The organism is Ruegeria sp. AM4, from assembly GCF_056540665.1.
The window spans coordinates 1-26,061 of sequence record NZ_JBQFXD010000020.1 but is presented as its reverse complement, the minus strand read 5'-3'; the positions used below and the strand labels follow the sequence as shown (position 1 = coordinate 26,061).

The 26,061-nt window shown below is 56.4% G+C and carries 18 protein-coding genes; 5 read left to right on the top strand and 13 right to left on the bottom strand.

What is annotated here, in order from left to right; all coding sequences use genetic code 11:
* Nucleotides 1-188 precede the first annotated feature (188 nt).
* Together ACR0JA_RS22575 and ACR0JA_RS22570 are read left to right on the top strand one after the other, a co-directional pair.
* A complete protein-coding gene (locus ACR0JA_RS22575) occupies nt 189-821 on the top strand; it encodes a tyrosine-type recombinase/integrase (RefSeq protein WP_480579893.1) in 633 nt (210 codons plus the stop codon).
* Between the two features lie 115 nt (nt 822-936).
* Complete coding sequence (locus ACR0JA_RS22570) at nt 937-3,096, top strand: pentapeptide repeat-containing protein (RefSeq protein WP_480579891.1); 2,160 nt, start codon at nt 937-939, stop codon at nt 3,094-3,096.
* A gap of 530 nt (nt 3,097-3,626) precedes the next feature.
* Here ACR0JA_RS22570 and ACR0JA_RS22565 read toward each other — a convergent pair.
* A complete protein-coding gene (locus tag ACR0JA_RS22565; protein ID WP_480579889.1) occupies nt 3,627-4,583 on the bottom strand; it encodes a peptidoglycan-binding domain-containing protein in 957 nt (318 codons plus the stop codon).
* Between the two features lie 102 nt (nt 4,584-4,685).
* Between ACR0JA_RS22565 and ACR0JA_RS22560 the strand changes: the two genes are divergently transcribed.
* A complete protein-coding gene (locus ACR0JA_RS22560; RefSeq protein ID WP_480579887.1) occupies nt 4,686-10,352 on the top strand; it encodes a peptidoglycan-binding protein in 5,667 nt (1,888 codons plus the stop codon).
* Nucleotides 10,353-10,643: 291 nt separating this feature from the next.
* Here ACR0JA_RS22560 and ACR0JA_RS22555 read toward each other — a convergent pair whose 3' ends face one another.
* From ACR0JA_RS22555 to ACR0JA_RS22535, 5 genes are all read right to left on the bottom strand, one after another.
* Entirely contained in the window at nt 10,644-11,300 is a 657-nt protein-coding gene (locus tag ACR0JA_RS22555; RefSeq protein ID WP_480579885.1) for a lipid-binding SYLF domain-containing protein, read from the bottom strand.
* Between the two features lie 83 nt (nt 11,301-11,383).
* Nucleotides 11,384-12,493: an HlyD family secretion protein gene (locus ACR0JA_RS22550; protein ID WP_480579883.1), complete on the bottom strand. Its 1,110-nt coding sequence runs from the start codon at nt 12,491-12,493 to the stop codon at nt 11,384-11,386.
* Nucleotides 12,494-12,612: 119 nt separating this feature from the next.
* Complete coding sequence (locus ACR0JA_RS22545) at nt 12,613-13,332, bottom strand: hypothetical protein (RefSeq protein ID WP_480579881.1); 720 nt, start codon at nt 13,330-13,332, stop codon at nt 12,613-12,615.
* Nucleotides 13,333-13,440: 108 nt separating this feature from the next.
* The gene (locus tag ACR0JA_RS22540) at nt 13,441-15,108 is read right to left on the bottom strand and encodes a sulfatase-like hydrolase/transferase (RefSeq protein WP_480579879.1); all 1,668 of its coding nucleotides are present in this window, start codon (nt 15,106-15,108) and stop codon (nt 13,441-13,443) included.
* 16 nt (nt 15,109-15,124) lie between these two features.
* A complete protein-coding gene (locus ACR0JA_RS22535) occupies nt 15,125-15,388 on the bottom strand; it encodes a hypothetical protein (RefSeq protein WP_480579877.1) in 264 nt (87 codons plus the stop codon).
* Between the two features lie 106 nt (nt 15,389-15,494).
* Here ACR0JA_RS22535 and ACR0JA_RS22530 point away from each other — a divergent pair, with 106 nt between their 5' ends.
* A complete protein-coding gene (locus ACR0JA_RS22530) occupies nt 15,495-16,844 on the top strand; it encodes a tetratricopeptide repeat protein (RefSeq protein WP_480579875.1) in 1,350 nt (449 codons plus the stop codon).
* A gap of 65 nt (nt 16,845-16,909) precedes the next feature.
* On the opposite strand, the gene ACR0JA_RS22525 is transcribed toward ACR0JA_RS22530, so the two are convergent.
* The 5 genes from ACR0JA_RS22525 to ACR0JA_RS22505 are packed head-to-tail and all read right to left on the bottom strand — an operon-like array spanning nt 16,910 to nt 23,560.
* A complete protein-coding gene (locus tag ACR0JA_RS22525; RefSeq protein ID WP_480579873.1) occupies nt 16,910-17,245 on the bottom strand; it encodes an ion channel in 336 nt (111 codons plus the stop codon).
* Between the two features lie 12 nt (nt 17,246-17,257).
* Nucleotides 17,258-20,380, bottom strand: a complete 3,123-nt coding sequence (locus ACR0JA_RS22520; RefSeq protein ID WP_480579871.1) for an efflux RND transporter permease subunit — start codon at nt 20,378-20,380, stop codon at nt 17,258-17,260.
* A complete protein-coding gene (locus ACR0JA_RS22515; RefSeq protein WP_480579870.1) occupies nt 20,377-21,723 on the bottom strand; it encodes an efflux RND transporter periplasmic adaptor subunit in 1,347 nt (448 codons plus the stop codon). The genes ACR0JA_RS22520 and ACR0JA_RS22515 overlap by 4 nt, the downstream gene beginning before the upstream one ends.
* Before the next feature lie 60 nt (nt 21,724-21,783).
* On the bottom strand, nt 21,784-22,275 hold the full coding sequence (locus tag ACR0JA_RS22510; RefSeq protein ID WP_480579868.1) for an enoyl-CoA hydratase: 492 nt from the start codon (nt 22,273-22,275) through the stop codon (nt 21,784-21,786).
* Nucleotides 22,276-22,300: 25 nt separating this feature from the next.
* Nucleotides 22,301-23,560 (bottom strand): ferredoxin reductase family protein, encoded by a 1,260-nt coding sequence (locus ACR0JA_RS22505; RefSeq protein WP_480579866.1) that lies wholly within the window; start codon nt 23,558-23,560, stop codon nt 22,301-22,303.
* 120 nt (nt 23,561-23,680) lie between these two features.
* On the opposite strand from ACR0JA_RS22505, the gene ACR0JA_RS22500 reads away from it, so the two are divergent.
* Nucleotides 23,681-24,193: a MarR family winged helix-turn-helix transcriptional regulator gene (locus ACR0JA_RS22500; RefSeq protein ID WP_480579864.1), complete on the top strand. Its 513-nt coding sequence runs from the start codon at nt 23,681-23,683 to the stop codon at nt 24,191-24,193.
* A 284-nt stretch (nt 24,194-24,477) separates the two neighbouring features.
* Here ACR0JA_RS22500 and ACR0JA_RS22495 read toward each other — a convergent pair whose 3' ends face one another.
* Nucleotides 24,478-25,815: an adenylate/guanylate cyclase domain-containing protein gene (locus tag ACR0JA_RS22495; RefSeq protein ID WP_480579862.1), complete on the bottom strand. Its 1,338-nt coding sequence runs from the start codon at nt 25,813-25,815 to the stop codon at nt 24,478-24,480.
* A partial coding sequence (locus tag ACR0JA_RS22490; protein WP_480579860.1) for a hypothetical protein occupies nt 25,812-26,061 on the bottom strand: 250 nt, incomplete at its 5' end. The genes ACR0JA_RS22495 and ACR0JA_RS22490, both read right to left, overlap by 4 nt.

Sequence of the window (26,061 nt, the reverse complement as noted above, 5' to 3'; positions counted from 1 at the left end):
CTTGTGATTGGTGCGGCGGTGCCTTGGAGGACCGAGTCGGATGTCGGCTTTGGGCCGTCGCTACCAGCATCAATGTCTGCTTTCTGCGTTTCACTGTCATTCGAGCGGCACGCAGCATCCTGTGATATTGTATCGTGTCAACGTCGGGTTGTCGTTGTGGGTGGGCATGGCGGATCGGAGGATCAGCCATGGAAACCCCAAATTTACCTGCCATTCGTGCTCTTCGCCCCGCTTGGAACAAAGGTCGCATCGTCGGTCAAAAACGCCCTCTGAAACCAAAGCACGTCTGGGCGATCCGAGTTCGACTTGAACTGGCCGAAAACCATCGCGATCTTGCACTCTTCAACATGGCAATCGACAGTAAGCTCCGCGGCTGCGATCTGGTGAAGATGAAGGTGGCCGATGTCATGTCATCGGGTCAGATCAAGGAACGGGCTTCGGTCCTTCAAAGCAAGACGCAGAAACCCGTGCGCTTTGAAATATCCGAAGGCACACGATCCTCTGTTGAGAAGTGGATGGAAGATGAGCTGATGGTCGGTTCGGAGTACCTTTGGCCCGGCCGATTTCATGAACGCCTGCACATCTCGACACGCCAGTATGCACGGATTGTACGTGATTGGGTCACGTCGATCGGCCTCGAAGCAAGCGCCTACGGAACCCATTCAATGAGGAGAACCAAGGTCACTCAGATCTACAAGAAGACCGGAAACCTTCGAGCGGTTCAGCTTCTGCTTGGCCATACTAAGATGGACAGTACAGTCCGGTATCTCGGCGTCGAACTCGAGGATGCCCTAGCAATCGCCGAAGCAATAGAGATCTAACGCTAAAGGGTCGCTCGCAAGGGCGGCCCATTTCAGACCTCCGGCCCAGTGCTTTGTGCTGCGCTGCGGCTTCGCATAAGCGGACATAGTCAGGGCGCCTGAGAAGTGAAACTGGTTGGCGTTCAGCCAACTGCGCCGCAAAGTGTCGTGGAGCGAATCCATAGACAACGCTGCCGAACTGAGTATGGGCAATCAAACGGTCGGAATTGAAATGGTGAACCGCAAACAGAGTCTGAAGATTGCCAAAGAGCGCCGTGCACGAAAGCCATCCAACAAAAAGGCATGGGACGGCTACATAAGCCAAATAAATGCGATCACGAAGAATGCTCGCGCCGCGTGGCTTGTCGTACTCAGCGTGCTTGTCTTTATGGGCATCACATTGATGGGCATTGGGCATATAGATTTCTACGGTGCGGGCCGTCAGGTCGACTTGCCGCTCGTCGATATCTCGGTGCCGATCCGGCTCTTCTTCATAACCGCCCCGTTGATCACGGCCGCCGTTCACGCCTACTTCAACCTCTACCTGATCCGGCTTTGGGGTGTGTTGGGTCGGGCGCCCAGTTCAAACGAAGACTCTAATCTGTCCACGACCATCGATCCCTGGCTCATATCCGATGCGGCCCTGCTTGTCCGCAATACACTTCGCAGTGACCGCTCGTCGGAAGAGCGTGCCCTTGAGCGACCTTCCGCTTGGTCGAATCTACTGATTGCGTTTCTGTTTGCGCCTTTGGTCCTGGGCTTCCTGTGGTGGCTTTCGATGACTTCGCGAGATTTGTTGTTGTCGTCGATTGCCGGTCTCTCGCTCGTCTTTTCAGTTTCAATCAGCGCGGTCAGCGTCCTCGTATTGTTGCAGAAGATGGGCGACGGCGCACACCTCGCTCAAACGTGGCTTAAACGGTTGGTGTTCGGACTTGTCCTGTTAACGGCAATCACGATTGCTTATGTCACACTTGGAAAAGAGACCGGAAACTTGCCGGGCGTTCGGATATCAGACGTCAACCTTGCGCATGCAGACGTCGTTGTACGCCCGGACGATTGGGCACACTACGACGAGGCGCGATCTGCGTTCCAAGTGGAATGGTGCAAAAGGCCAAGCAATAAGTGCAACGGTGGCGTCATTCAGAGAGACCGCCCGTCCCCAATCAACATTTTCATGCCGAGCGATCCATTTGAAGAGGACTGGCTGGCATGGCGGCTTGGCAAAATCCGCGGTTTGCAGCGCCCTGATTGGGGCGCGCCAAACCCCGATGCAGGACCTGACCAGACATTCCCGACATCCGTACGAGCGGATCCGGATAATGCGCCGGCGCAGAACACAGATTTACGAGATGCGAACTTTCGCGGTGCATTCCTGGTCGGTGCAAATTTTTCGGCAGCAAACGCGACCGGTGCCAGCTTTGCCCAAGCAGAAATGGAGCGGATTGCCGCTGCTCAGTCCGTGTTTCTCCGCACCAACTTTGGTTGGACCCAAGCTCAGAATTCGGATATGCGAGGTTCCGACTTCGAGCGCGCCAACATGAGCTCGGTTCGCTTTGATTCATCTCATTTCATGAATGCAACCTTCATCGGCACCCACATGGTGGCCGGTAATTTCTCGCGATCCGTCTTCACGCAAACCAAATTCTCGGACGTGGATATGTCGACGGCCGACTTCTACAGCACGGCGTTCAATGGCTGCGAAATCACTGCGGTAAGAGCATCCGTTTCGCAGTTTGGATTTGCCGAGTTCAGCGGATGCGACATCAAAAGCTCCAAGTTCGATAATGCGCAGCTCTTTTCTGCGACTTTCAACGGTGCAAAGCTCAGCGACATCGAATTTTCCGGTTCGGGGATGGAAAGCACCTTCCTAGCTTTCGCTCATATAAAGGACTCAAACTTCTCGTCAACGGACCTGTCCAACGCGAATTTCGAGCACACATTTCTCCAAAGGGTCAACTTTGCTGCGGCGAATGCAAACGGCGCGAGTTTCAAAGGAGCGGTCTTGACCGGTGTCGATTTCTCCGAGATCGACAACCTTGATTTTAATAGTTTGAAAGACACGGTTGTCGACGCCTCAACCGTATTTCCAACCGGCTTTCTGGACGACAAAGAGGTGCCCTGCCAGTGGCAGCACCGGGATGAAGAACCCTGGACGGAGACCCAGCTAATGGGGCGCTGGAAGGCGTGGAACGACCAATCCCCCAAACCCAAAGTCTGGAAAGTTCTGGCTTCCGAAGAATGGATAGACGCACCGGTGTTGCCCTTGGAAGACGGCTGCGAATGGTCGACCGGCTAATCGGAATACGGACTGTAGGTCGGTCGAGACACTCATGTTGATCAAGGCCGTCACTGTACCCCAGTCAACAAGATTCTCGGCCCTTTGCTGCCACCTGTCGAGCGACAACGCGCTTCGGTGCAGCTTCGCGGACGCAGACGTTCATCCATGGTAATTCCTTTACGTTCGAGACGCCTGCGGCGCACAAACCACTCCCAACAATCTCTTTCACACCGAGTGTCCGCCTCCTTGATAAGAGATTGACTTAAGGTGACACATTCTTCTCGGAGGAAACGGTGTTCACTCGCGAGAATGCGTGCCAACCCGAGCTGAACCGCGAAAATGCATCCGGCCAAATAGTTGTCTGCATTAGCTTCTCTGAAACCAGTCCACTCGAAACTATACTCCGCATGGCGAATGCTCGACGAAAAGGGGCATCATAAAATAAAGGTAAGGGAAACGTATCTGAGAATAGGCTAATTCACCGCTCTTTGAAATTGCACTACCCCGCAAGGTTAGAACTGTTTGAAAAGCAACCAATTCAAGGAAGGCTAGGATTTTCTTGCAAAGAAGCGGCACCGGTTCGAGTCGCGTCCGCTCATCGTCAGACTTTGTTCCGCGATTGCGCCCACCACCTGTACGCGCCCTAGAAGAAGGCCCCAGTTTATCACACCAGACATCTGCCGGCCTTCCAACCTTCCGGTGAACTGGCCACGAAATCCCTGCGACTGACGAACTGGCCCCGCATAACGGTTGCCCCCCGTATGGCCCACGTTCAGCACACCGTTGATCTTCACGCTACCGATCTTGCTGTTTCGACCGCAGGTCGTCGTGAACCGCCAGGCACCTGTCAGGTTGCCGGGGCCGAGGGCGATGGGCGGCGGGGGCTGGTAGAGAGCTTCGTTCTCGGGGTCCACGCGCCACGCCGCCAGAAGACCATCCGATTGCGCCTGCAAACGGGCGCGCTGTTCGGCGCTCAGGTAGCCGTTCGCGACGATCCCCTGCTCGGCCTGCCAGGCACTCAGTGCCGCCCTAGTGCCACTCCCGATCACCGCGTCGATGCCGTTGGGATTGAAGCCCAGAACCAGCAGCCGCGCCTGGATGTCACGAATGTCCTGCTTCGAGAGCGCTAGCGCCTGTTCCACCTCGGGCGACCCCGGTGATGGGATTGGTGTATCCTCGGCGACGGTTTCCTCGCGGAGCGGTGCGTCCGAGGCGACGTCATTCCCGCCGCCGGCGATCAAAGCATTAAGTTCCGCGACATCGATGCTGCCGACCTGTTCGCCGAGCAGCACGCCGATCGCCAGATCAGATGTCGGATGTTCGGCAACGATCCGGTCCAAGATTGCTCGCACCTGGGACAGGTCGTCGGATGGGGCCGCTCCGCCCTGATAGAGCGTTTCCGCCTCGGCCAGCAAAGCCCCTGCCGTTTCCTGCGCCGCACTTGCCGTGGCAAGGGCGAAGGCAAGCGCAATCGACAATGCCACATGCTTGAAGCTTTCCCCCACGTGTCCCCCCAATCACCAAGTAACCGTTCGGAAACAATTCGAAAGCTTGCATAGTTTGTCAACGCCGGACTAGGCTCAAGGGGCTGGTTTCGGGGGTTTGTCATGGTTTTGATCGGGCGTCTGGCGGTTGTTCCGCTTCTTTGGGTGGGCCTTGCGCTTGATGTGTCGGCCCAGTCGCCGGACGAGATCGCGAACCGGCTTCTCGTCGATGCCCTGACAGCCGAGCTTTCCCCGCTGACCCAGAGACGCCTGCTTTCCGCTGTCGTCGAGGAATACCCAGATTCCGGAGCGGCGCGCTCCATCACCGCCGGGGTCGTCAACCTCCAGGACCTGCCGGAGGACCCGGCGTGGCAGCACCTTCTGGTCGAGGACAGCGTTCTGACAGGGCACGCGCACGGCGCCTACCCGTCCTACGGCGAACGGACACATCCGGGCATCGATATCGGGCTGCCCGGCGATGTCGATTGCGGGCTCCCGGTGGTGGCGCCCAGAACGGGGACCGTACGGCGGATCGTGGCGCACGACTTGCCTGCCGAAGAGCTGAACGCAACCGGCATCACTCCGGATCGCAACACGAGGGATTTGGAGCAGAATACTGGAAACGCGGTCGTGCTGCGCCATGACGACGTCGATCCGCCGGCCTATTCGATCTACCTGCACCTCAGGGAAAGCCCCGCCGATGCCGACGGGTCCCCCTGGCGCGTCGGCGCCACGATCCGGGCGGGCCAGCAGATCGGGCTGATCGGGGAAACAGGCAATGCGGACGGCTGCCACCTTCATTTCGAGACCCGGCGGTTCGAGGGGACCTACCGATATCTCCACCCGACCTATGGAAACATCTACCCCAGAGGCAATATCTCAGGGACTGCGACCTTCCAGGAGGACTGGATCGCGCCCGCGGCCTTCCTGAGGCAATCCTTCATCGCGCGGCATCTGTCCGGCGCGACCGAGGCCGAGGATCGTCCCGAACAGTTGGCGGTCGAGGGTCTGCCCGAGCCCGAGTTGCCGGGCGCGCATGCCAACAGCACGCCGCAGACGACGAATACAGGCGGAGTTGCCATCGCGGAAGCCACCGAGACCGCGGCTGCGGATGCCCAAGTCGCCGACGATGATCCCGGCGACTGGATCGAAACGCGAGAGCCCCGCCGCAGGCTTGTGGCCGGCAACGAAAGCGGCGACCTATCCATCGCGTCGGACGGTGCTGCGACTTACCGCAGACAGCAGCTTTTCCCGAGTGCGACAGGAGGCGATGCCTTCGAGCTGCAGGTCTTTTTCGCGCCCGATGTCCGGCACGCGCTGGTCCTGCAATGGAACATGGACCTGGGAGGAGTGCGCGCCGCGCTCATCGATCTAGAAGAGCGGCGCATCATCCGCAATGACCTCATTCCCGAGACATCGGTTCACGGGCGGGTTGCGGCGGACCAGGTGCTTATCGCCATGATGCCCGTGGCCTGGTCGCCCGACGGCCGGTATGTCGGGTTCCCCCTCTCCGCCGCCGAGTGGCAGGCCGACCCATTCCTGGTGGACACCGAAACCGGCGCCTCGGTCACGATGCTCACCGATGACCTGCAACAGGGGCAATGGACGTTCCCTCAATTCGAGACGCTCCGCTCGGACGGAGCCGACTGGATCGAACTCGACTACGACGTCCTGGCCTGCGCGGATGCAGACTGTACCCGGCCCGAAGTCGTCGGCTCGATCGGCGGCGGTCACCGCATTACGGCGCTTCTTTCGAATGCCTCCACGTCCGACGGCGACACCTCTACCCCGAGCCGGCCCGAGACATGGGGACCCGGCCTCGTCGCCGACGCGGAGATTGGGTATTACCCCTGCCGCGACACCGCGCGCGAGACACCGCAATGCCTGCGCGATCTCGGATTGTCCGACGAGGCCATCGCCTTTTCCTTCGCCCGCGATGGCGACTACTCGGGTTCGACGGTGGGCAGCGAATTCCTCGAACTCGGAGAGGTCGACCTCGCCGTGTCGCAATTCATCGGCAACACGGTCTATTACACGCCGATGCTCGTGAACGGTCCCGTCGGCTTCATCGAGGTCGGCTTCACGCGCAATCTCGGCCAGACCTTCAGAGACGCCACCAGCCAGCGGATGCTTCGCCAGTTTCCCCGGGCGATCAACATCGGCAGGCTCTCGATCCGGTCGCACCGCCGTCTTGCCGACGGAACGCAGCGTTTCACGCTGATGGAAGGGGTGATGGATGGCTGTCGCGCCTGCGAGATACTCGGGTCCGCGGTCTCGTTCCTCGAGATCGGACCGGCAACGGGAAACCGGCTGGTTCGCACGCCCGTGGGTCTTCTCTTGAGCGATCCGGACGAGATCGGGGACATGACCGCCCGCGTTATCCAGACCCGGCCCGAGAGCCTCCAGGTGATGCTCAACTCGCTCGGTTACGATGCAGGAGAAATGGATGGTTTGCCGGGCCCGCAAACCCGCAATGCCCTGATGACCTTCCAGGTCGAACATTGCCTCGCCCCCACTGGCCAGCCCGACGACGCCACCGCCGCCGCTCTTATGAACGCAAGCGGCTTCGAGACGCCCTGCGCGGGGACCCGACCACCGGAGGGGATCGCAGCGAACACGCCACTTCTGAGCGGGATTTACGTGGATGATCCGGCATATTGCACCAGCGGCGAGGTGCCATACGAGACCGCTCACTTGCAACAACGCATCGTGCGCGGCGAAACCATCACCTTCGGTGTGGAAGGCGGGTGCACGGCCGCGCGGACGGATATCCGCGATGGCGTGACACTGTTCCGCGGAACCTGTTCCGAGGCCAATGAAACGAACGATTTCCGGTGGCGCTTCGACGTTCTGTCCAATGAAAGTTTTGTCGACCTGGATATGCCGACCGCCATTCCACGCGATGCCACACCGCGTCGCTTCTCAAGATGCGCCGATGACAGCCCGCTGCGCGTCGCCTACCGGGCATGGTTCGGCGATACGACCGCCCGGACGGTCACGGCGTCGTCGAACCTGCCGTTCGAGGAAGGGATCTACACGACCGATCCACGCATTTGCCCACCCGGGGACGCGGGCTTCGTCGCTTCTCTCGGGCAGGCTGCCGGGACCCATCGCATCGACTTCCGGGACGGTCGCTTCACGCAGAGCGGCCAGACATGTCCGGTCACCGCCATCGAAGGTGCTGAGCCGAACGTCACCCTCGTCATGGATTGCCTCTATGGTGAGACGCGTGTCAGCTATCAATTCCCGCTGCAACTCAACGGCACCAATCGGTTTATACGCAACGGGCTTCAGTTCGAGCGCTGCACGGGTGAAGGCTTCCCGCTCGCGGATCAGATCGGACAGATGGCCAACAGCACGGTTTCGAGCCTCCCCGCCGACGAAGCGAGCGCCGCCGAAGCCCCCGACCTGCCCGATTTCCGGACCATCGTCGATGGGTTGGACTATGTCGGCGCGGCAGACAAGGCAGCGACCACCGAACTGCTGCAGACCGTGTTCACGCTTCTGGCCGACATGGAACCCGAGGGCACGGCCGAGCTTCTGGGGATATCCGCCAGCGACTTCGCCGCGGAATTCGTGATCGACCCCGAGGCGTTGCTCGCGGTGGTCGGCGCCGACATCGTCATCAGCGCCGGTGAAGCGGCTTTCGCCGAGGCGGCGGGGGACATCGTCGCGGGCTACATGTTCGCCTCCGGCCCCTTGTCTCGTTTGCCGGACGAATGGCAATCCCCCCTCAGGGCGCTGGTCGATGCGACCATCGTGGAAAGCGTCGGGCTTCTGGCCACGGGCACCAATCCCACGCCGGCCGCCCTGGTCGGACCCATCGTCGATCGCCTGCACGACGTCCACGAGATCTACGAAGCGACGAACGCACTCTCGCGAACACAGGCCAGTGGGTTGTTCGCCGTCGCCAACGGCGCCGAGATCCTGGCCGAACTGATGCGCGAGCATCCGGGCCCCCGCTCACAAGCGCTTTTCAACGACTGGTTTGCCCTGACCAGGACCAACCTCGTCGACATCGTCGGTGCCGATGATGCGAACGCGGCTTATTCGGTGACGGTCCTCGGTTATCGGGCGCTGGACGCGCTCGGGCGGGGCGACCGGACGGCGGCGGACGCCGAAATCGCGCAAATGATCGCGGTCGGCGCGGCGGAACAGGGCTTGACGCCGCTTTCGGCCGAAGGACCGATCGACCTGCTGGTCAGGATCGCGAGCGGCGGCAACGATGCTCCGAACGTCCTGGTCGAGACGTTCCTTAAGTCGACCGCGCTGCGCGACATTCATCCCGACGTGACAGAGGCGCAGGAGGCCCCTTCCGAGGATGTGGCCGCCGCGACAGGTTGGATCGGTCAGCCCGAGGTCACCGCGGCCCTCCGCGATATCGTCTCGGAGTATGCCCCCCGCAGCATCGGAGGCTGTGCGCGGGCGCATGGCCCATTGTCCGTCGAGTTTCGGCGTCGCCTTTTCGATGACGCGACCATGACTTTCGCCGATCAGCGCGGACGCGTGGCGGAACGTCCGGTGACACAGCAACTGATCGAAGGGGATCGGTTTTGCCTGCATCCGAACCATGCCCAATGCGCGGCGTCCAACTTCCAGCTCTATTACTGTTCCTCGGATGAGATGCTCTTCGTGAACCCGGGCGGCGCATTCTCGGGGTCGTTCAATGTGACCGCGGTCACGGAGCGGCGGCGCAACCCCCTCGTCATAGGGCGTTATACCGCGATCATCTATGGGCGGGACCAGCGCGACATCTTCTCCGAAGAGGCGCGGTGCGCGCTGTCGAACGGATGGAGCGAGGCAACGGGCTTCCGTTGGGATGGAGAGTGCCGCAATGGGCGTGCGACGGGACCGGGCACCATCCTTTGGCTGCGCGGTCCGGAAGTAATCTGGCGCACCAGGGTCGGACCCCAGTGGGGGGTCGTGCTGGAAGACGGCGTGCTGCGCTTCGACATCGATCTCGACGCGCTCGATGTCCGCCTCGCGAATTGCAGTCACTGGATATCCGGCTCGCGCGCGACCGACATCACCGTTCCCGCAGGCACGCCGCGCGCCTTCTTCGAGAACTCGTGGGTATCGAACGAACTGATGCGCCGAGGAGCGCTGTTCGCGCAGTCCGAATGCCCGTTGGACCCGAACGGATTCCAAAGCATCGTGGTGCGTGTCCTCTCCGGTGGTGAACAGATCCTTCGCGGGCGCAACTACGACAATAACGCCCTGACCTGGCGGGAATTCTCGAACCCAGTCGAGCGAGCCATGATGACCGAGTTGCAGAACGCCGAGCGGACACGACAAACCAACGAACGGCAGCGCGCCGCACAGGCGCGGGCCGATGCGCTGGCCAACGAGTTCCGGCAGCGTCGCGCCGGCCTAGTCGCACGCGCGGAACGCTTCATCGAGACCGGACGCGGCACGATGGAAGACCTCGCGGCGGCCCAGGAAGTTGATCACATCGGAACGCTTGATCGGCTCGAGCGGGGCGCCACGCTCAGCCTCGGGCCGGTCGAAGGACTGGCCACGGTGAACCATGACGGCCAGCGGCACTACCAGGTCAACTACACGACGACATCGCCCTTCCAGCGTCTCGAGAGTGAGTTCCGATCGCGCCAAGACTTCTCGTGGGAGAATTGGATGGCGATGACGCAATCCGGGCTGCCATCCCGCACCGAGGTGTCCTGTCTCTTCAGCCGCATCGCTCGCGTCCCCCAACAGGTCCGCGATATCCGGACAGAACTTGTTTCATTCACGCGCGGAAGCTCTGCGACACGCATTTCATTTGTTTGTAATTGAGTGGAGCAATTTGATTACGGCCCAAAGCGGACTCCCGGCACAGCTGCCGCATGCTGCAGTCGCAGTCCGCTTTCCGGACATTCGCTGCGAACGCAAGATCTGGTGATTATTGAGCTCATCTTCGGCAGCGCAAGGCAAGCTTTCGGTCCGCCGTGGATAAATGCATTCCAATTGAAACAAGTGCTACATCACGGCCTATTTCTGGCCCAAGTCACATTTTCTCTGCCACTTTCCCTGCGTTGCTCAGCACATCAACTGTTACGGGGCAAAACAACGCTCATTGGGGTTCAATTACTTATCAATTCTGGTGATCTTTGTCCCCTGTAGGCTTGTTCCAGCCATTAGACCTTCTTGCCCGAACACGATTGGCACGATGTCTCCTTGCAGGTCATTTGTTCCCATCGATGCAGACCAACCGTGATCGCCGCCAACCAGAGTCGGGCCCGTGCCTGCTTCCCAACCATCATTGTTGCGAAAGTACTCCAGCGCCGCATCATCCAGGAAAAACATCGCATATGAAAAATGCTGTATCCCTGCCTGAAACCCGTATGAAGCGCCTGCAATGCTGTAATATCCGGTAGTTTCGCCATTTTCTCGCATTGCTCCTTCACCAAATTGACCGCCAACCATCAGACCACCCTTGGTAATCGTTGGAAAAACAAGGATCGCAATCGATTTCTCTGATAGCGCTTTGGCTTCAGGTGAGCTCGCATAGAGCTGTTCAAGTGCTGCATCTACACCACTGTTGATCTCAGATGCAGTCGGGTTTCCAGCAGCTTCGAGGACAGCTTCACCGGCTGATCCTGCGGCTTCTCCAACCTTTTTGGCTGCGCCCGAGACGCCCTCCGTAACTTTGTCCAGTAGATTCTGTGCATGCGCAGTATGCTCTGTTGAGAGGCTCGCAAAAACAGCAATCGTAATTCCGACAAATAAATCAGTACGTAGCATCTAATCCTCCTCATATAGTAATACCAAAGCATCAAGGGCACACTGCAAGGACCGTTTGCCGCCAAAGACTCGGCCAATTCGTGTCAAAGGTAATTCAACTTCTTTGTGATCCAGAACAGGATCTCCGCCAAAGCTGAGATTGCCCCTGCCTCCTCAGTGATCACCAGCGCTGTACCAGACGCACCTAGTTTGGTTGTCTTTTCATTCAGTTCAGCCGGAATGTCGGCTATCAAGATAAACGCCGAAGATCCGGCAAGCTCGCCCAGTGAAGGCAGACCGTTTCGGGCGTCCAACGCACCTTCGCTGGTTGCTGGTGGGATATCCCGTATGGTTGTTTCGAACTCCTGCCCCGGTGCGCTGCGCATTGCGATGCGGATTTTATCGCCCACCGATACGTTCTGCAGACTACTCAAGGGAAGAGTTGCAACCAGAACCCGGTCGCCTGGTACTACGAAATTAACAGCACCTTGCATCGTCGTAACGCGGTTGCCCGGGCGCAGAGAAAGGCCTGTCACAAGGCCATCTGCAGGGGCGCGAACGACGGTTTGTTCCAATGACCAACGTGCTTGCGCCAGCATGTTTTCAACTTCGACGACACCAACATCGACACCATCAACCTGTGCCGCAATGCGCCGTTCAAGGCTTGCCTTGCGCGCATTGGCCGCTCGCAAACCAGCCTCAAGCTGTTCAATCGTTGAAACCGCCTCCTGCAGTTTGAACTCCGATGATGCTCCCCGGTCCGCAAGGCGTATGATGTCATCACGGCGTGCGATACCGAATTCCAGTTGCGCTTCGAGCGAGGCGATATCAGCCTCTGCCGCTTCGAGATCGTGTCTAAGTTGATCCGCTGAGGCTTGTGCTGAAGACAATGTAGCTTCAAGCTTCGCAACTTCAGCGGCTTGCTCCGTATCATCGATCCGGAACAGCACATCGCCCTTTGACACAGGCTGGTTCGGCAGAACGGTGACTTCGGTCACTGGACCGGAAACATTCGGAGCAATGCTGATTACAGCACCTTGGACGGACGCAGTGCCGCTTGGCGTGGTGTGGTTCAAAGCGCCGATCACGACAAGAGCGATCACGACTGCTCCACCATAGACAAACGTCTTGGAGGCGGTGTTCCAAGGCAGAATTCGAAGCCTGGAAAACACAAGCCAAGCCAAACCGAAATACAGCGCCAAAACAATAAGCATATCTAATGCCCCTTTGGGTAACCGACGATCTCGGAGCCGGTATGTTTCGCGAAAGTAGCCAACTTGTATCGCCGTTTCCTTTCACGAAACTCATAGAACAGTTTTCCCTGCTCGAGTTCTCAGAATGAAATCTTCGCACCAACAATCGGACCCGAGAACGACAAATCGCTTACGACATCGGAGTTGCCAATATCCCAAGCAAGGTGGCGGTAGCCAAAGCTCAGATACCAATTGTTGATCTGGTAATCGAAAGTCACTCCAGCCTGCCATGTCAGGTCGCTGTCACCCGTGCCCACATCAGCAATGAAGGAGAGCGCCCACTTGTCGGCCAGCGGCTGCACACCGCGCACACCGACAATTGCGTCAAGGTTCGAGATAGAACCTGAAACCCTCTGCGATCCGGCGCCAACAGCTAGATTCGCCGTCGTATCCAGATCGAGGTAGCGAAACCCACCATATCCGACGAGCTGACCTGGCTGTGTGTGCTTGAAATCATATCCCGCAGATCCCGAAAACACGAACCCGGTGACACTGGCATCAGCCGTTGCGGGAATGCCGGGACCAACAGCTGCATCCTGATCTGAACTCAGATCAAGATATTGAAAGTCACCCAAGATGGATATCGGACCTTTGTTGGCTTCCAGCGCCCCCATTAAGCCAAAGTCCAGATTATCCACCAGATCCGAAAAACTCAAGGTCATGTCCTGTCCGGTGACAGTTGTTCCGCTTAACTCGGGTGCCCAAAGGTAGATAAATGCCCGGAAATCCCATGTACCTTGCTCGGCGAACGCCGCGGTCCCCGCAAAGGCAAGCGCTGATGCCAAAGCAGTTGTTTTCATAGTCGTCTTCAAAGCGTAGCTCCATTTCTCAGATCAAGTGCTGATGTATTTTGGTATCGCAGGTTTGAGTTGGATGCGGCGGCCGATAAGATGGGCCACCGCATCTGTTTATTGGTTCGGAGCCTCTCGGCGGACGACAAATGCGTCTACCGCAGCTTGTGTTTCAGGCCGGATGTTCTCTACCCCCTCATAGGGCATACCGAAGGCAGGTGGTGTATCCGGGTAGTTCTGCTTACGCGCCTGATGTCGCGCCAGAATACGTACGAACTCCTGCCCGCCCCATGCACCGACTTCTGTCGACACCGAGTATTCTTCGCGTGTGTCGTGATAGAGGTTGTAGAACTTGGCCACGATCGGGTTTTCGCCAGGAGGCGGCAGCTTGAGCTTCAGCTGATCCTTGACGATCGCTTTCGGCTTGTCATCGGCATAGATGATGACGTGATCCCGACGCGCTTTTTGCTCATCGCTAAAGAGAAGCGCCGCAGATTGATCGACCCCATCCACCAAACGGTCACGCGGGATGAACTGATCCGCACCAGCGAAGCGCGCCAGTGTCGTGTACATATCCGAGACATGCACGATACTGTTGAGCAAACCGTCCGCTTCGATCATGCCGGGCCAGCGAATAAACGCGTCCGTGCGGACGCCGCCTTCGGTTGTGTCGGCCTTGCCGCCGCGGAAGATCATCGGTGTGTAGCCCGATTGTGGTGAGTATTTGGTGAAGTGCCCGTTGTCACCCATGACGACGACTATGGTGTTTTCTGCAACACCCAGCTCCTCCATGGAAACGAACATGGCCCCTAGCCACTCATCTACCAACTGCATCCGGTCGGCATACAGCCCGCCATTCGGCGATTGAGGGCCATCGCGACCAGCGCGCGTGTTGTCGAGAGGCAGAAGCGGCCAGTACTGCAGAAAGAATGGCTCTTCGCCCTTTGAGAGACGAGCGAGTTCTTCCATCGCCTTGTCCTGGAAGGCTTGGTTCATCTCGACGTATTTCTGGGCATTCCAACGCTCGCCGGGTTCCATACGTATTTCTCGGATCGGCCCGCCAGTTTCGCCTTCGATCGTGGTCATCATTGCAGAGGCATCAGGTCGAAAGTAACTGTCGATCGTATAGCTCGGTAGATAGTCGTTGTTGGCGACAGACACACCTTCACGGATGGCATCGTCATTAAAAATAGTCAGCTGCCCCTGTTGGTGCACAGCCATCTGGGCATAGTCGAACCCGTTGTTCATGGCCCAGCTTTCTGGGATGTCGCCCATATGCCATTTGCCGATATGGCTTGTGGCATAACCCGCTTCTTTGAGCACTTCTGGCAGGATGACTTCGGTGCCCGGCAATCCGAAACCAGCGATATCGACTGCGGTATCGCCCATACCCATCCGCACCGGCAATCGTCCCGTCATCTGAGCGACCCGCGTTGGCGTACAAGACGGTTCGGTATACATGCGCACCATGCGCAACGCTTCATCCGAGAAATCGTTGATGTTGGGTGTCTCATAGCCACGGAGCGCGTTAAGCTCGGGAATTCCCATGTCACCAAAACCCAAATCATCGATCAGAATATTGATAATGTTTGGGGGTTTGCCGCCGTTCTTTTCACGAAATTCCGCCAGCCGAGCGTCCACGGCAGCGTCATCTTCGGCCCATTGGTCACCATGCTCTGAGAGCAGAATGTAGTATTCTGAATCGTGGATGATCGGCTCCTCCTGCGCCAGCAGCGGATGCGCTGCGAGCACCAAGGGAACAATTGTGAGTTTGGTCAGTTTCATAGTCTCTCCGTTGATCTCAATTCGTTTTCAACCGTTTCAGGGGGCGCCGTTGAACTTCCGAGTTTGCAAAGTGAGAGAGCATTTCGTCTTTCAGTCCTGACAGGCACTCGTACACATGCGGATCATGCGCATCCGCCAGCTTGCTCAGCTTGTTTATCTCGACAAAGTCCCGGCACATCTCAGCAAAGCTCTGGTCGCTCAGAAAAAGCGCACGAACGCTGTCAAAATCTCCGGTGAAGCACTCTGACAATCCTTCAGTCCACAGCTCTTCTATCTCCATTGCAGGCCTCCGGTTGATGCCGCATGGAACTTGCCTAAACTCAGTATTCGAATAGATATATATTTTAACGGCATGTAACCGTTACATGCTGACGTAAGTCGCGGAATTGACTTCGAAAACCGGAGGCACACAAACTACAATGCAGGACGCTTCCTTAGGGTCTCCAAGTGAAGAAGACGTGCGGGATGCGTTAGATCGTGTCTTGTCCAGCGAAGTATTCGCTGGTGCCGACCGCCTGAAGGAATTCCTGCGTTACATTGTGGTCGAGAGCATCGAAGGTCGAGGCGACAAAATTCTTGGGAAACGGATTGCTCAAGACGTTTACGGACGCCGATCCGAAAAAGACATCGCCACGGCAAATGTCGTGCGCGTCGACGCTGGTCGCCTGAGGCGCAGACTGGATGCGTATTATCTGAAGGAAGGTGCACAGGATTCACTTCGCATCCACGTCGCTAAGGGTGGCTACGCGCCTCATTTCGAAACCAACGCACCAACAGCAAATTCGCAGACCGAAGCGTCGTCTATGCCTCAGATTGGAATGGTCGTTGGCGCGATCGTTGTTCTTTTCGTGGGGTTTGCAGCCGTCTTCTTTGGTTTTCGGACAGAAAAAACAACCCAGCTGTCCAGTTTCGATCCAGACCAGCGCGAGCAAGTCGAGCGCGCGGTATTATTCGAAGCATCCCCTGCTGCGCTTCAGGCCCGCAATATTGCGGAAGATGCGCGATCGTTGCTGTTTCCTGCCACTCAGCCAACTCGACTATTGGCGGTACTGACACTTTTCGAAAAAGCGATCGAGCTAAAACCAGATTACTTCGGTGGTTATGCCGGGGCGGCACAGGCGGCTACGTTCTTCGGAGGATTGGCTCCCGAAGGGCCGGATCGCGAACAGATGCTGGCACAAGCCCGGCACTATGCCGAAGAAGCAATGCGTTTGGCACCGTCAGAGGCATGGAGCCAGTCGGCCATGGCAACGCTTTTGATGTTTGAGAGGGAGTTTGACGAAGCAAACAGGTTCTCGGTTCGCGCGGTGGAATTGGATCCGAATGATCTAATCGTTCTGGAATTTGACGCGATCATTGCGTTCTTCTCGGGAGACTTTGAAAGAGCCGTCGCGAGTTCAGATCCAAAAATTCATGAAAACCGTCAAGGATCGCGGTTCCCGTGGCGAAATGTTCTTGGCAACGCCAATTATTATTTGGGGAACTACGAAGATTCGATTGATCACCTGATGGATGCAGCGGCCTCTGGCGAACCCGTCAGCGAGATTAACACAGCGCATCTGATTGCTTCACTACAGGCGTCCGGGAAAACGGCAGAGGCGCAAAAACGCGTTCAGGAGTACAAGAAAGCCTGGCCGGACAGCCGCATAGAAGAGTTCATGTTTCGGCTATTTCGCAACCCTGAGGACGCTGAGAACTTGATGAACCAATTGCGCCAGGCTGGGTGGAATCCATGATGCGTCGGCAATTCGTTTGAACAGAGGATTTCCATAGATCTTAACAATCCTCCAGCAAGTTCTGGCTATTTTCGGACTTTGAAGTTCCCCACAAAAATCGAGGCGACCGTCGTTATCGTGGCAACAAAAATCCCGATCCCGGCGACAGTGAAGATCATGGTGAAAACCTTGCCCACTGCCGTGATTGGCGCGATATCCCCATATCCAACGGTCGACATGGTGATGACAGAGAAATAGGCCGCATCCAGAATGCTCCAACCTTCGACCAAAACGTAGAAGCTTGTGCTAACGAACACCAAAGATGCCGACATGGCGAGCAAATGCAAAGACCGGCCATCAGTCAAAGCGCTCGCCAGTGCGCGAAACAGGCCAAGGTAGTTGAACAGAAAGTTGCGAACCATACTGCGTTTTGTCTATGAGGCAGAAACCGCTGCCAGTGTGCGTTCATCCTGTTCTTGTCTGCTGGCCCGCCATTTATTGACGTCCACGAAATCGAAATAGATTCCGAGCACCGTTGGGAACACGAAAATAACCAGCAAAGTGGATGCCAAAAGGCCAAACGCAACAGCTGCAACCAACGGCACAAGAACCTGGGCCTGAGGGCTGGTTTCAAAGAGCATCGGCATCAGACCGGCAAACGTTGTCGCAAAAGAAAGAACAACAGGCCGGAACCTGTGCCGGACCGCTTCAATAGCTGCCGTCAGATAATCGCCGTCTTCGATTTCATCTTCAAAGAAGGTCAGAAACAGAATGGCATTGTTCACAACTATCCCGGCAAGTGAGGCGAAACCAATGAAGCTGGGCATCGAGATATCTATTCCCAGCGCAAAATGCCCAAGGATGGTACCGATCAGCGCAAACGGAATGCTGAGCATGATCATGAACGGCAGAGTGTAGCTGTGAAACTGGAACGCGAGGATCAAGTAGACGCCGACCAGACCAGTCAGCAATGCGCTGGAGATTGAGGCCTGTGTCTTTTGCTGCTCTTCAGTCGCGCCACCAATCCCGATCGTGACATCCGGGTATTTCTGTTGCAACTCCGGCCCAAGCTGATCGGTAATAAGCCCCGAAATTACGGTCGAAGTCGTGGCCCGCCGGTCGATTTTGCCAATAATGCGTGAGATTGCCTGACCATTCTTACGCGTGATTTGCGCATAGGCCTGTGTCAACTCGATATCGGCGATGCTTGATAGAACCACCTGCTCGCCACCGGCCACCGCAATCGGGAATTGTTCCAGATCGGCAAGGGTTGGCACCGTGTCCCCCAATTCAACCCGAATGCTGACATCCGAAAGTTGCTGACGAAAACTATCAGTCTCAGTACCCGAAAACGCTGCACGCAGTTGGGTGCTGACGGCTTGAGGTGTCAGACCGGTGACATAGCCGAACTCCGTCAGGGACAGTCGAATTTCCGACCGACCCTTGGAAAAGTCCTGATAGGCTTCGGTCACATCGTCACGCGCGATCAATGTCTTCAGCAATTCGTCACTCGCAGCTTCCAATTGCTCGAGGTCGTGCGATGCAAGTTCAACATCCAGATCGTCCCCTCCGGGGCCAGCCGCAATCTGGGTGAAATTGCTTTGAACAATATCCGGCAACGGCCCCGACGCCTGCTTCCACAAGGCCAGAACTTCATTTGCTGTCACATTGCGCAGATCGCTTTCCAGCAAGTCGGCCGTAATCGTCGCCGTGTATACGCCGGTGTCTTTGACGTCCTGGTTAACCGAGTATTGGACAAGGATACGTTCAACCAGTGGCTGACTTCCTTCGGTGTTTGGTGTCAGCCCTGCATCCACGCGCTCCAGCCCTTTAATGATCTGGGCTACCGCGTCTTGGGTGCGCTGGATTGGTAACCCGGACGTCAGGGCAATGCGAGCTTCAATCGTGTCTCCTTCGGTTTCAGGAAACCCGACAACTTTGACCAGACCCGAGGCCAGCATGCCGATGCTGAGGATCAGGATGGCAAAGACCGACCCAAGCGTAGCGTAGCGCCACCGTAGCAGTACTGAGGCCACAGGGATGAAGAACCCGTCCCGTGCACGATCCAACAAGCGTGGAACAAACCGTTTCGCGTTTTTGGCTGCGTCGGCGCGCGTGTGACTCATGTGATGAGGCAGGATCAGAAAAGCCTCGATCAGGCTGGTGATCATGGTCAGCAGCAACACGATTGGGATGACCTGAAGAACCTTGCCGGTCTCGCCAGACAAAAACATCAGCGGACCAAAGACGCAGGCCGTTGTCAAAAAAGAAGACAGGACGCCCGGCATGACCTCGGTGGCACCTTTGATGGCAGCTTCTTTGGGGCCAAGCTTCTGGCGCCATTTGGCAATGTTGTCGGCGATGACAATGCTGTCGTCCATGATCAGACCAATCGCCATCGACAACCCGATTAATGAGATCGTGTTGATGGTCACCCCGACAAGGCCCATCAGGAATACCCCACCCAGAAACGAAAACGGCAGAGAAAAAGAAATCCAGATAGCTTCGGAAAAAGAGAAAAACAGACACATGACCAGAACGACAAGGATCAGACTTTGAACCGCATTTCCAAGCACCAGATTGATTTGGGTTTCTACTGTCTCGGTCAGGTTTTTTACCACCGTGATGCGGAACGGGTCCGGAAAGCGGGCCTCTTCCAGTGCAATCTTGTCGGCGACCTCTGCAAATGCCTTGATAGCATCATCTGTCTTGCGCTTACTCACCTGAATAATCGCCGCACGGTCCCCGTCGATATAGGATTGCTGTTCAGGCGACGCTTCGGTCAGAGTTACGTCTGCCACGTCCGTCAGCCGTACGATGCCGCCTTCGGACGTTTCGACCAGAACGAGGTTTTCAAGATCGACCGCAGACCGGCGCGCATCGAAATAGCGCAATGTGATTTCGCGACCGGTCGTGGCGACTGTTCCCAATGGTGCCCGCAAACTGCGTGCTTCGACCGCGTCGGCTACATCTTTCGGGCTCAGCCCGAACCGACGGAGAGCAAGTTGGTCGAAGGAAATACGAAACTCGGCTTCGGATACCCCGGTGACTTCTGCTGTTGCGATCATTGGCAGGTAGGCCAGCTCTTCCGCAAAGGCGTCGGCATATTGGATTAACCCGTCGTGGCTATCCACGCCCGAAACAGCGACCGAAGCAATCACTTCGGTTTGACCCAGAATACTGACCGACGGCAGCTCGGCCTCGATGGGCAGGTCATTGATGCTTGAGACCTCGGACGAGATGTCGTTGTAGAACTGTCCGATGTCACCGTTTTCAGCCATGGTCAGCGTCGCAGTGGCCAGGTTTTCAACAGACAGGCATTCGAAGTCTTCAAGGTTGTTCACTGCCCCAAGCGCATCGTCCAGCACCAAACAGATCTGCTCGTCCACGTCGCTTGCGGAAGCCCCCGGGAATTCGACCGAAACCGAAACCTCGGACGCTGTGAATTCTGGAAAGCTCTCACGCTCCATCTCTATTAGAGTGGATATGCCGATCAGGCAGACAGCGATCAGAATTAGATTGGCGGCAACCGGGTGGCGCGTGAAATACGAAATCATGATCTCTGACCCGAAGCTGTCTCGATGGGTTCAAGGAGCATACCGATAACTGCGGGACGCGGATCAGACAGCACAATTTGATCCTGTGTGGACAAACCTCCGGTGATGATAACTTCGTCATCCTGAATTGACCCGATTTCGACATCACGCCGCGCCAGCCGGGATTGGTCATCGACGACGTAGACAAACCTGATGTCTTGGTCCGAATAAACAGCGGCCCGCGGAATGCGCAACGCCTCGATCGGGTCCGGGGCAGACAGGCGAACTTCGACAAACATGCCATTTGTTAGCGGAGGCCCACGCCTATTTGGGTCAGGCAGGCTTGGATTTTCGATACGCACTACAAGGCCGACCGTGCCTGTTGTCGGATCGGCGCTGCCATCGAACCGGATTAACTCGGCAGGCCAAGTATAGACATCACTTGCCACTGACATGCGCACTTCGGCCTGAAGGTCGAACCTTTTGAGCACGTCAAACGCATCGGACACGTCCATGCCCTGTATCGCCTCGATCGGCCGAACACCCTCAAGCATCGTGAACAGATTGCCTAATACCCTGGTCTGGAACTCTGCCGTCACTTCTGAGGCAGCTGTGCTTTCAATTGTCGCAAGGGTGTCACCGAAGCGAACGAACTGCCCCGGTGACACCGAACTGGCAATGACACGTCCCAAGAGTGGTGTTTTTATCGACGTGTTGGCCAGCGCTCGCTCGGCTTCTTCGATCTCGACAACACGGGTGTCGATCGTCGCCTGCAGCGAAGCGCGTTGCGCAGGGAGCAAGCGCAACGCGTTTTCCAGATTGAGAACCATCTTTTCCTGGGCCAGAAGTTCCCTGACAGCAGTATCGACCGTTGCCTGAGCCGCACTGCCGCGATCCAACAGTTCCTGCTGGCGATCCAGTTCGGCTTTGCGAACCTCTTGAATCCGTGTTTCCAGCTGAATTGTTGACAGCGTGTTCGCCTCGGTTGCCTCCAGCTCATCCAATGCTGCTTGCGCGCTGTTACGAGTTGCCGTGGCGCGGGCCAACGCAATTTCGTAATCGCGTGGGTCAACGCGGACGATCTCGGTACCTTGCGGGATGACCGACCCGACCTCTAGGCCGGGCGCAACATATTCTGCACGCCCGTCCACCTGCGAGATCGCCTGCCAGCTGTCCTCGGCTGTCACGCGGCCGTAACCAGAAGCGGTCGGAACCGCCATAGACGGGGTTACGGTCATCGCGCGTACGACGGTCACCGTTTCCGTAGGTGGAACAACTTCCGTTTCGTTCGGACTGGTCAGCCACATGAACCCGCCGACTCCGATTGCCAGAGGGGGGAGGAACAACAGGGGGCGAAGGTTCATGGGCTATTCCTCATCATCTTTGGGGAATGAGTGAAATTTGCATTGCGTACAGATCTGACGTCATGCGGCTGGCGCTGATTGCGCGCGCTCGGACTTGGAAATACGGGGTTTGAATGCGCCCATGATCATTTCCGTCACCAACGGGATAACGTTCGACATTCCGACCAGCTTTTCGGTGTGCTCAAGATCCAGAAATGTCTGGCTCAACGTACCATCTGGGATCGATGCTTTGGCCAGTTCCAACAAGTCCGGCATCATCGGCACAAGGAAGACAAAAGCGTTGATCGTCAGAAACGCCGTCATTGCCAGCTTGATCCGCATCCACCAGGCGCGCTCGCCGAACCCAAAGAACAGGATCAGATCAATCAGGATCTTCAACCCAAGACCTGGCAGGATCAGGATGTAGGCACTTTGCAGTTTGTAGTCATAGATGAATGCAGCAGTTTCCGGCGTCGGATGTGCATTGATCGCTCCGATCACGATGTGGGACAGGATACCGCCCACATACATGATGGTTCCGATTTCGGCGATGAAGGAGAGAAGCTTTTTCATGGTGTTTCGGCTTGAATCCAGAGGTTTAACGGAATTCGAATGCTTCGGTGTGTATCTTGCGGCGCGGAACACCTTCGGCCTTGAGGTCTTTCATGAGGCCATCGACCATCGGTTTCGGGCCGCACATGAAATAGTCATAGCTGTCCAACGGGTCGGGCAGTTTCTGCTTCATCATATCGACCCGTGCAAAGTTTCCCTCATCCGAGAACAACGGCACCAAGGTCACAATCCCCAATTGCGCGGCCCGGTCCCTAAGCTCATCAAGGAAAATGGCATCCTGCGCCTCTCGCGCTGCATAGACCAAGTGGATTTGACGCTTGTCATCGGGCTGCATCGCGCGGATCTTCGACAGAAACGGTGTCAGCCCGATACCACCCGCCAGCCAGATTTGTTTGTCGCCCGCGCGGGTGGCATCAAAACGGCCATAGGGACCCCGCACATTGACATGACCACCGGGTTGCAACTCTTCCCGAACTTTACGCGTCCAGTCGCCCAGAACCTTCATTGTGAACTTCAGGTGGCCGTCACTGGGCGCACTTGAAATGGTAAATGGATGTGGTTCACTCCACCCTTTGCCCGCAATCTCGACAAAGGCGAACTGACCGGGTTTGAAATCAAGATGCGGCCCGGTCGGCTTCAGGACTACTTCCGTGGCCCGCTCAAGCGCGTTGACGGCCTCAATCGTGTATGGGAAAGCCGTGCGCTTGTTCATGCCAAAAATCGAGTAAACCAGACTCACAGCGCCAAGCCCTGCCGCAGCCAGCAGGAGGAGGCCAGAAGGGCTGAACTGCACAAAAAATATTTGCGGCGCTGTGAAGAAGTGTCCGACGATCAGGATGTAAACTAGCGCCATGATCTTGTGCGTCGGGCGCCAGAACGAATACCGGATCTTCCGGTTCAGCGCGATGAACAACCCGATCACAAGGAAGATCAGCCCCAACATGCCAAGAGGCGCGGATGGCACCAGCGGGTTTAGGGCTGGATCAACTCCTGCAGGAAGCTCTTTTGGCACTCCAAAGAAATGCACGAGCGCAAACAACGCAGCAAGCACGCCGATAACCCTGTGTGTTTGATACATGCGATCCAGCCCGCCAAACCAATCTTCCAGCACCGGTGCGCGAGTGGACAGTACGATCGAACAGGTCATCAGCAGAAACGCAATTCCACCAAGCAGCGTTGTTCCGGTTGCTCTTGGATCGTGCATATCTGGCGCAAAAACTACGTGAAGTACGGAAAATACTGCGATCAGACCTACGATCGCCAATACACCTTGCCACTTCAGCATCACCCTTACTCCTAATTGCCATTCAATCAGCCAAGGACCGCGCGTCAAAAAGCCAACGTTATGCGACTCGGGGTATGTCTTGACTTGTAATCGCAATACTTGCACTTACAAGAATTGTAAATGCAAAAGTTTCTGCAACACTTGCAGGCTGCAAGATTAGGGGTTAAGGCCATGATCAGGAGTGCATTCCTGATGACGCAAATGAAAAGCACCAAGCATATCCGTGAAAACAGTTTTGGGTTTCTGATCCAGACGTTAGCCCGCGACATCGACGCCAAGATGAAGCGCGCGCTAAAAGATGTGGATGTCGATGTGAAAGTCTTTGCCAACCTCATGCTGCTTGCGGATGAGGACGGGATCAACCAGCGCACATTGGGGGAAAAGCTCAATTTTCCAGAGTATTTTACCAGCCGCAATATCGATGCATTGGTCGAAGCCGGCTATGCCGAGCGCAGGCCCGATCCAAACAGCAGACGGTCATTTCTGATCTTCTTGACGGATGCGGGGCGTGAGAAAGCGACACAACTTCCGAACGTCGTACGACAGGTCAATGAAGAGACGCTTGGAATGCTCTCTAAGGAAGAACGCAATCAAATTGTCGATTTGTTGAAAAAAGTGGCACTTAAGGTTTAGACGCTCCAGCTAACGTAGATGCTGCCAATGAAATTAGGAAGCTACGAGGACGGCCCATTCCGGCCATTCACCCACTGGTCAGAATGCTGCGGTCACAGCCCGCATTGCCGCCATTCGCTGCGACTGCGAAATCTGGTCGTCGACGAACTCACCGTCCGCGGACTTTTCTGTCATTCAGAGCGTGTCGCAAAAGGTCAGCTTTACCCAGGAAAGCCGCTAGGGGTTGAAAGTAACCAACTCAACCTAGCGCTCGGCAATCCATCAATTCGTCTTCGCGATCAGCTTCAATGAAGTTCCTGATGGGCTTCATACAATGACCACTCTCCTGGCAAACCTTTGAGTGGTTGGTTTTCGATGAATGCAAGCTCGAGTTTGGAGCCAACGACCAGATCTTTCACTGTGCCTGAAACCCGTATCTGGCTCGGTAATGCAGTGTCCATAATTCGCGCTGCAATGTGAACTGCCAGCCCGCCAATATCACCGCCACGTCTTTCACATTCTCCAGTGTGGATACCGGCCTTCACTTTTAACTTGGTCTTGGCCAAGTCAGAGTTTATTGCGTGAGCACATTGAATTGCACGGGTCGGTCCTGTGAAAGCGGTGATGAACCCATCCCCCGTAGTGTTGATTTCAGAGCCATCGTAAATTCCCAGCTGTCGACGCACGATCTCATCATGTTGGTCTAGCAAGGCACGCCATTGATCATCACCCAAACTGGCGGCCAGTTCTGTGGAACCTACGATATCTGTCATCAATATCGTCAGCAGCACCCGCTCGCTTGGAGTGACGGTTTTTTGGCCCGTCGCAAACTCTTCGATTTCGTTTATCACCCGGTCCTGATCTCCATACCAGACCAGGTGATCAATGCCGGGAACGAACTTCAAAACCGAATTGGGAATAAGGTCGGCCACGAATTGCGCCTCATCTTTTGGATGCCAGACATCATTTTCGCGATTAACTATGAGCGTAGGGGCATCGATCAGTGGTAAGATTTCACGAATGTCGAGCTCCGCGTTCAATCGGGTTATTAGCTCCGCAGTTTTTGGACTTGCCGAATTGCGCATGTAGCCGCCCCACCACTCACATGCCTCAGCATCTTTTGCCATACTTGGCGCGGCTTCATCGAGCCCAAATGCACTTCCCCAGTTTTCGCGGAGATAGCTGATCGTATTCTCAGTAGCCTGCTGTGTCGGCGCCCAAGGGTAGTCTGGAGCCCAACTACCTTTAGCTGATGTTCCACTCAAAATGACAGCTCGTGTACGCTCTGGGTAAGTAGCTGCGAATAATGCACTTATGTTGGCGCCTTCTGATACACCAAGTAACACTGCCTGATCCGAACCGATGGCATCGAGCACAGCGGTGATGTCCTCAATGCGTTGCTCCAGCGTTGGAAAGCCAACATTGCGCTCAGAAAGACCGGTCCCTCGCTTGTCGTAGAAAATTAATCGGCAAAACCGGCTGAGTTTGGATAGAAAATTCGCATAGTGCGAGCTTTGCCAAGCATATTCGATATTGGTCAGCCAACCTTGGCTATACACGACATCTATAGGTCCATCGCCAATCACCTGGTACGCGATGGCAATGTCGTCTGCGAATGCATACTGAGTTTGCGGTTGTTTCATTGTCCGAATGAATAGGCTCTCAGGGCGCAAACCAACGTCCGAGCCCACCAGCTCAATTCATGCCAGACAAGTCCAAGCGGATCAACTTCCTGCTTCGGGCGCCCTGCTTTATCTGACTGATAGCGGACTTTTAGTTCAGTTCGCTGCTTCATACACTTTGGGCTTATTTTGTTGAAAAACTCATCCTTGATCGCCGCATGAACTGCTGATTCAATTCTTCCAATGGGCTGGAGGATTGGCGATGAT

Bases quoted from the DNA above. Each gene is read 5' to 3' on its own strand.
- ACR0JA_RS22575 (WP_480579893.1), top strand. From the start codon at position 189: ATGGAAACCCCAAATTTACCTGCCATTCGTGCTCTTCGCCCCGCTTGG.
- ACR0JA_RS22560 (WP_480579887.1), top strand. From the start codon at position 4,686: ATGGTTTTGATCGGGCGTCTGGCGGTTGTTCCGCTTCTTTGGGTGGGC.
- ACR0JA_RS22555 (WP_480579885.1), bottom strand. From the start codon at position 11,300: ATGCTACGTACTGATTTATTTGTCGGAATTACGATTGCTGTTTTTGCG.
- ACR0JA_RS22550 (WP_480579883.1), bottom strand. From the start codon at position 12,493: ATGCTTATTGTTTTGGCGCTGTATTTCGGTTTGGCTTGGCTTGTGTTT.
- ACR0JA_RS22545 (WP_480579881.1), bottom strand. From the start codon at position 13,332: ATGAAAACAACTGCTTTGGCATCAGCGCTTGCCTTTGCGGGGACCGCG.
- ACR0JA_RS22540 (WP_480579879.1), bottom strand. From the start codon at position 15,108: ATGAAACTGACCAAACTCACAATTGTTCCCTTGGTGCTCGCAGCGCAT.
- ACR0JA_RS22535 (WP_480579877.1), bottom strand. From the start codon at position 15,388: ATGGAGATAGAAGAGCTGTGGACTGAAGGATTGTCAGAGTGCTTCACC.
- ACR0JA_RS22525 (WP_480579873.1), bottom strand. From the start codon at position 17,245: ATGGTTCGCAACTTTCTGTTCAACTACCTTGGCCTGTTTCGCGCACTG.
- ACR0JA_RS22520 (WP_480579871.1), bottom strand. From the start codon at position 20,380: ATGATTTCGTATTTCACGCGCCACCCGGTTGCCGCCAATCTAATTCTG.
- ACR0JA_RS22515 (WP_480579870.1), bottom strand. From the start codon at position 21,723: ATGAACCTTCGCCCCCTGTTGTTCCTCCCCCCTCTGGCAATCGGAGTC.
- ACR0JA_RS22510 (WP_480579868.1), bottom strand. From the start codon at position 22,275: ATGAAAAAGCTTCTCTCCTTCATCGCCGAAATCGGAACCATCATGTAT.
- ACR0JA_RS22505 (WP_480579866.1), bottom strand. From the start codon at position 23,560: ATGCTGAAGTGGCAAGGTGTATTGGCGATCGTAGGTCTGATCGCAGTA.
- ACR0JA_RS22500 (WP_480579864.1), top strand. From the start codon at position 23,681: ATGCAAAAGTTTCTGCAACACTTGCAGGCTGCAAGATTAGGGGTTAAG.
- ACR0JA_RS22495 (WP_480579862.1), bottom strand. From the start codon at position 25,815: ATGAAACAACCGCAAACTCAGTATGCATTCGCAGACGACATTGCCATC.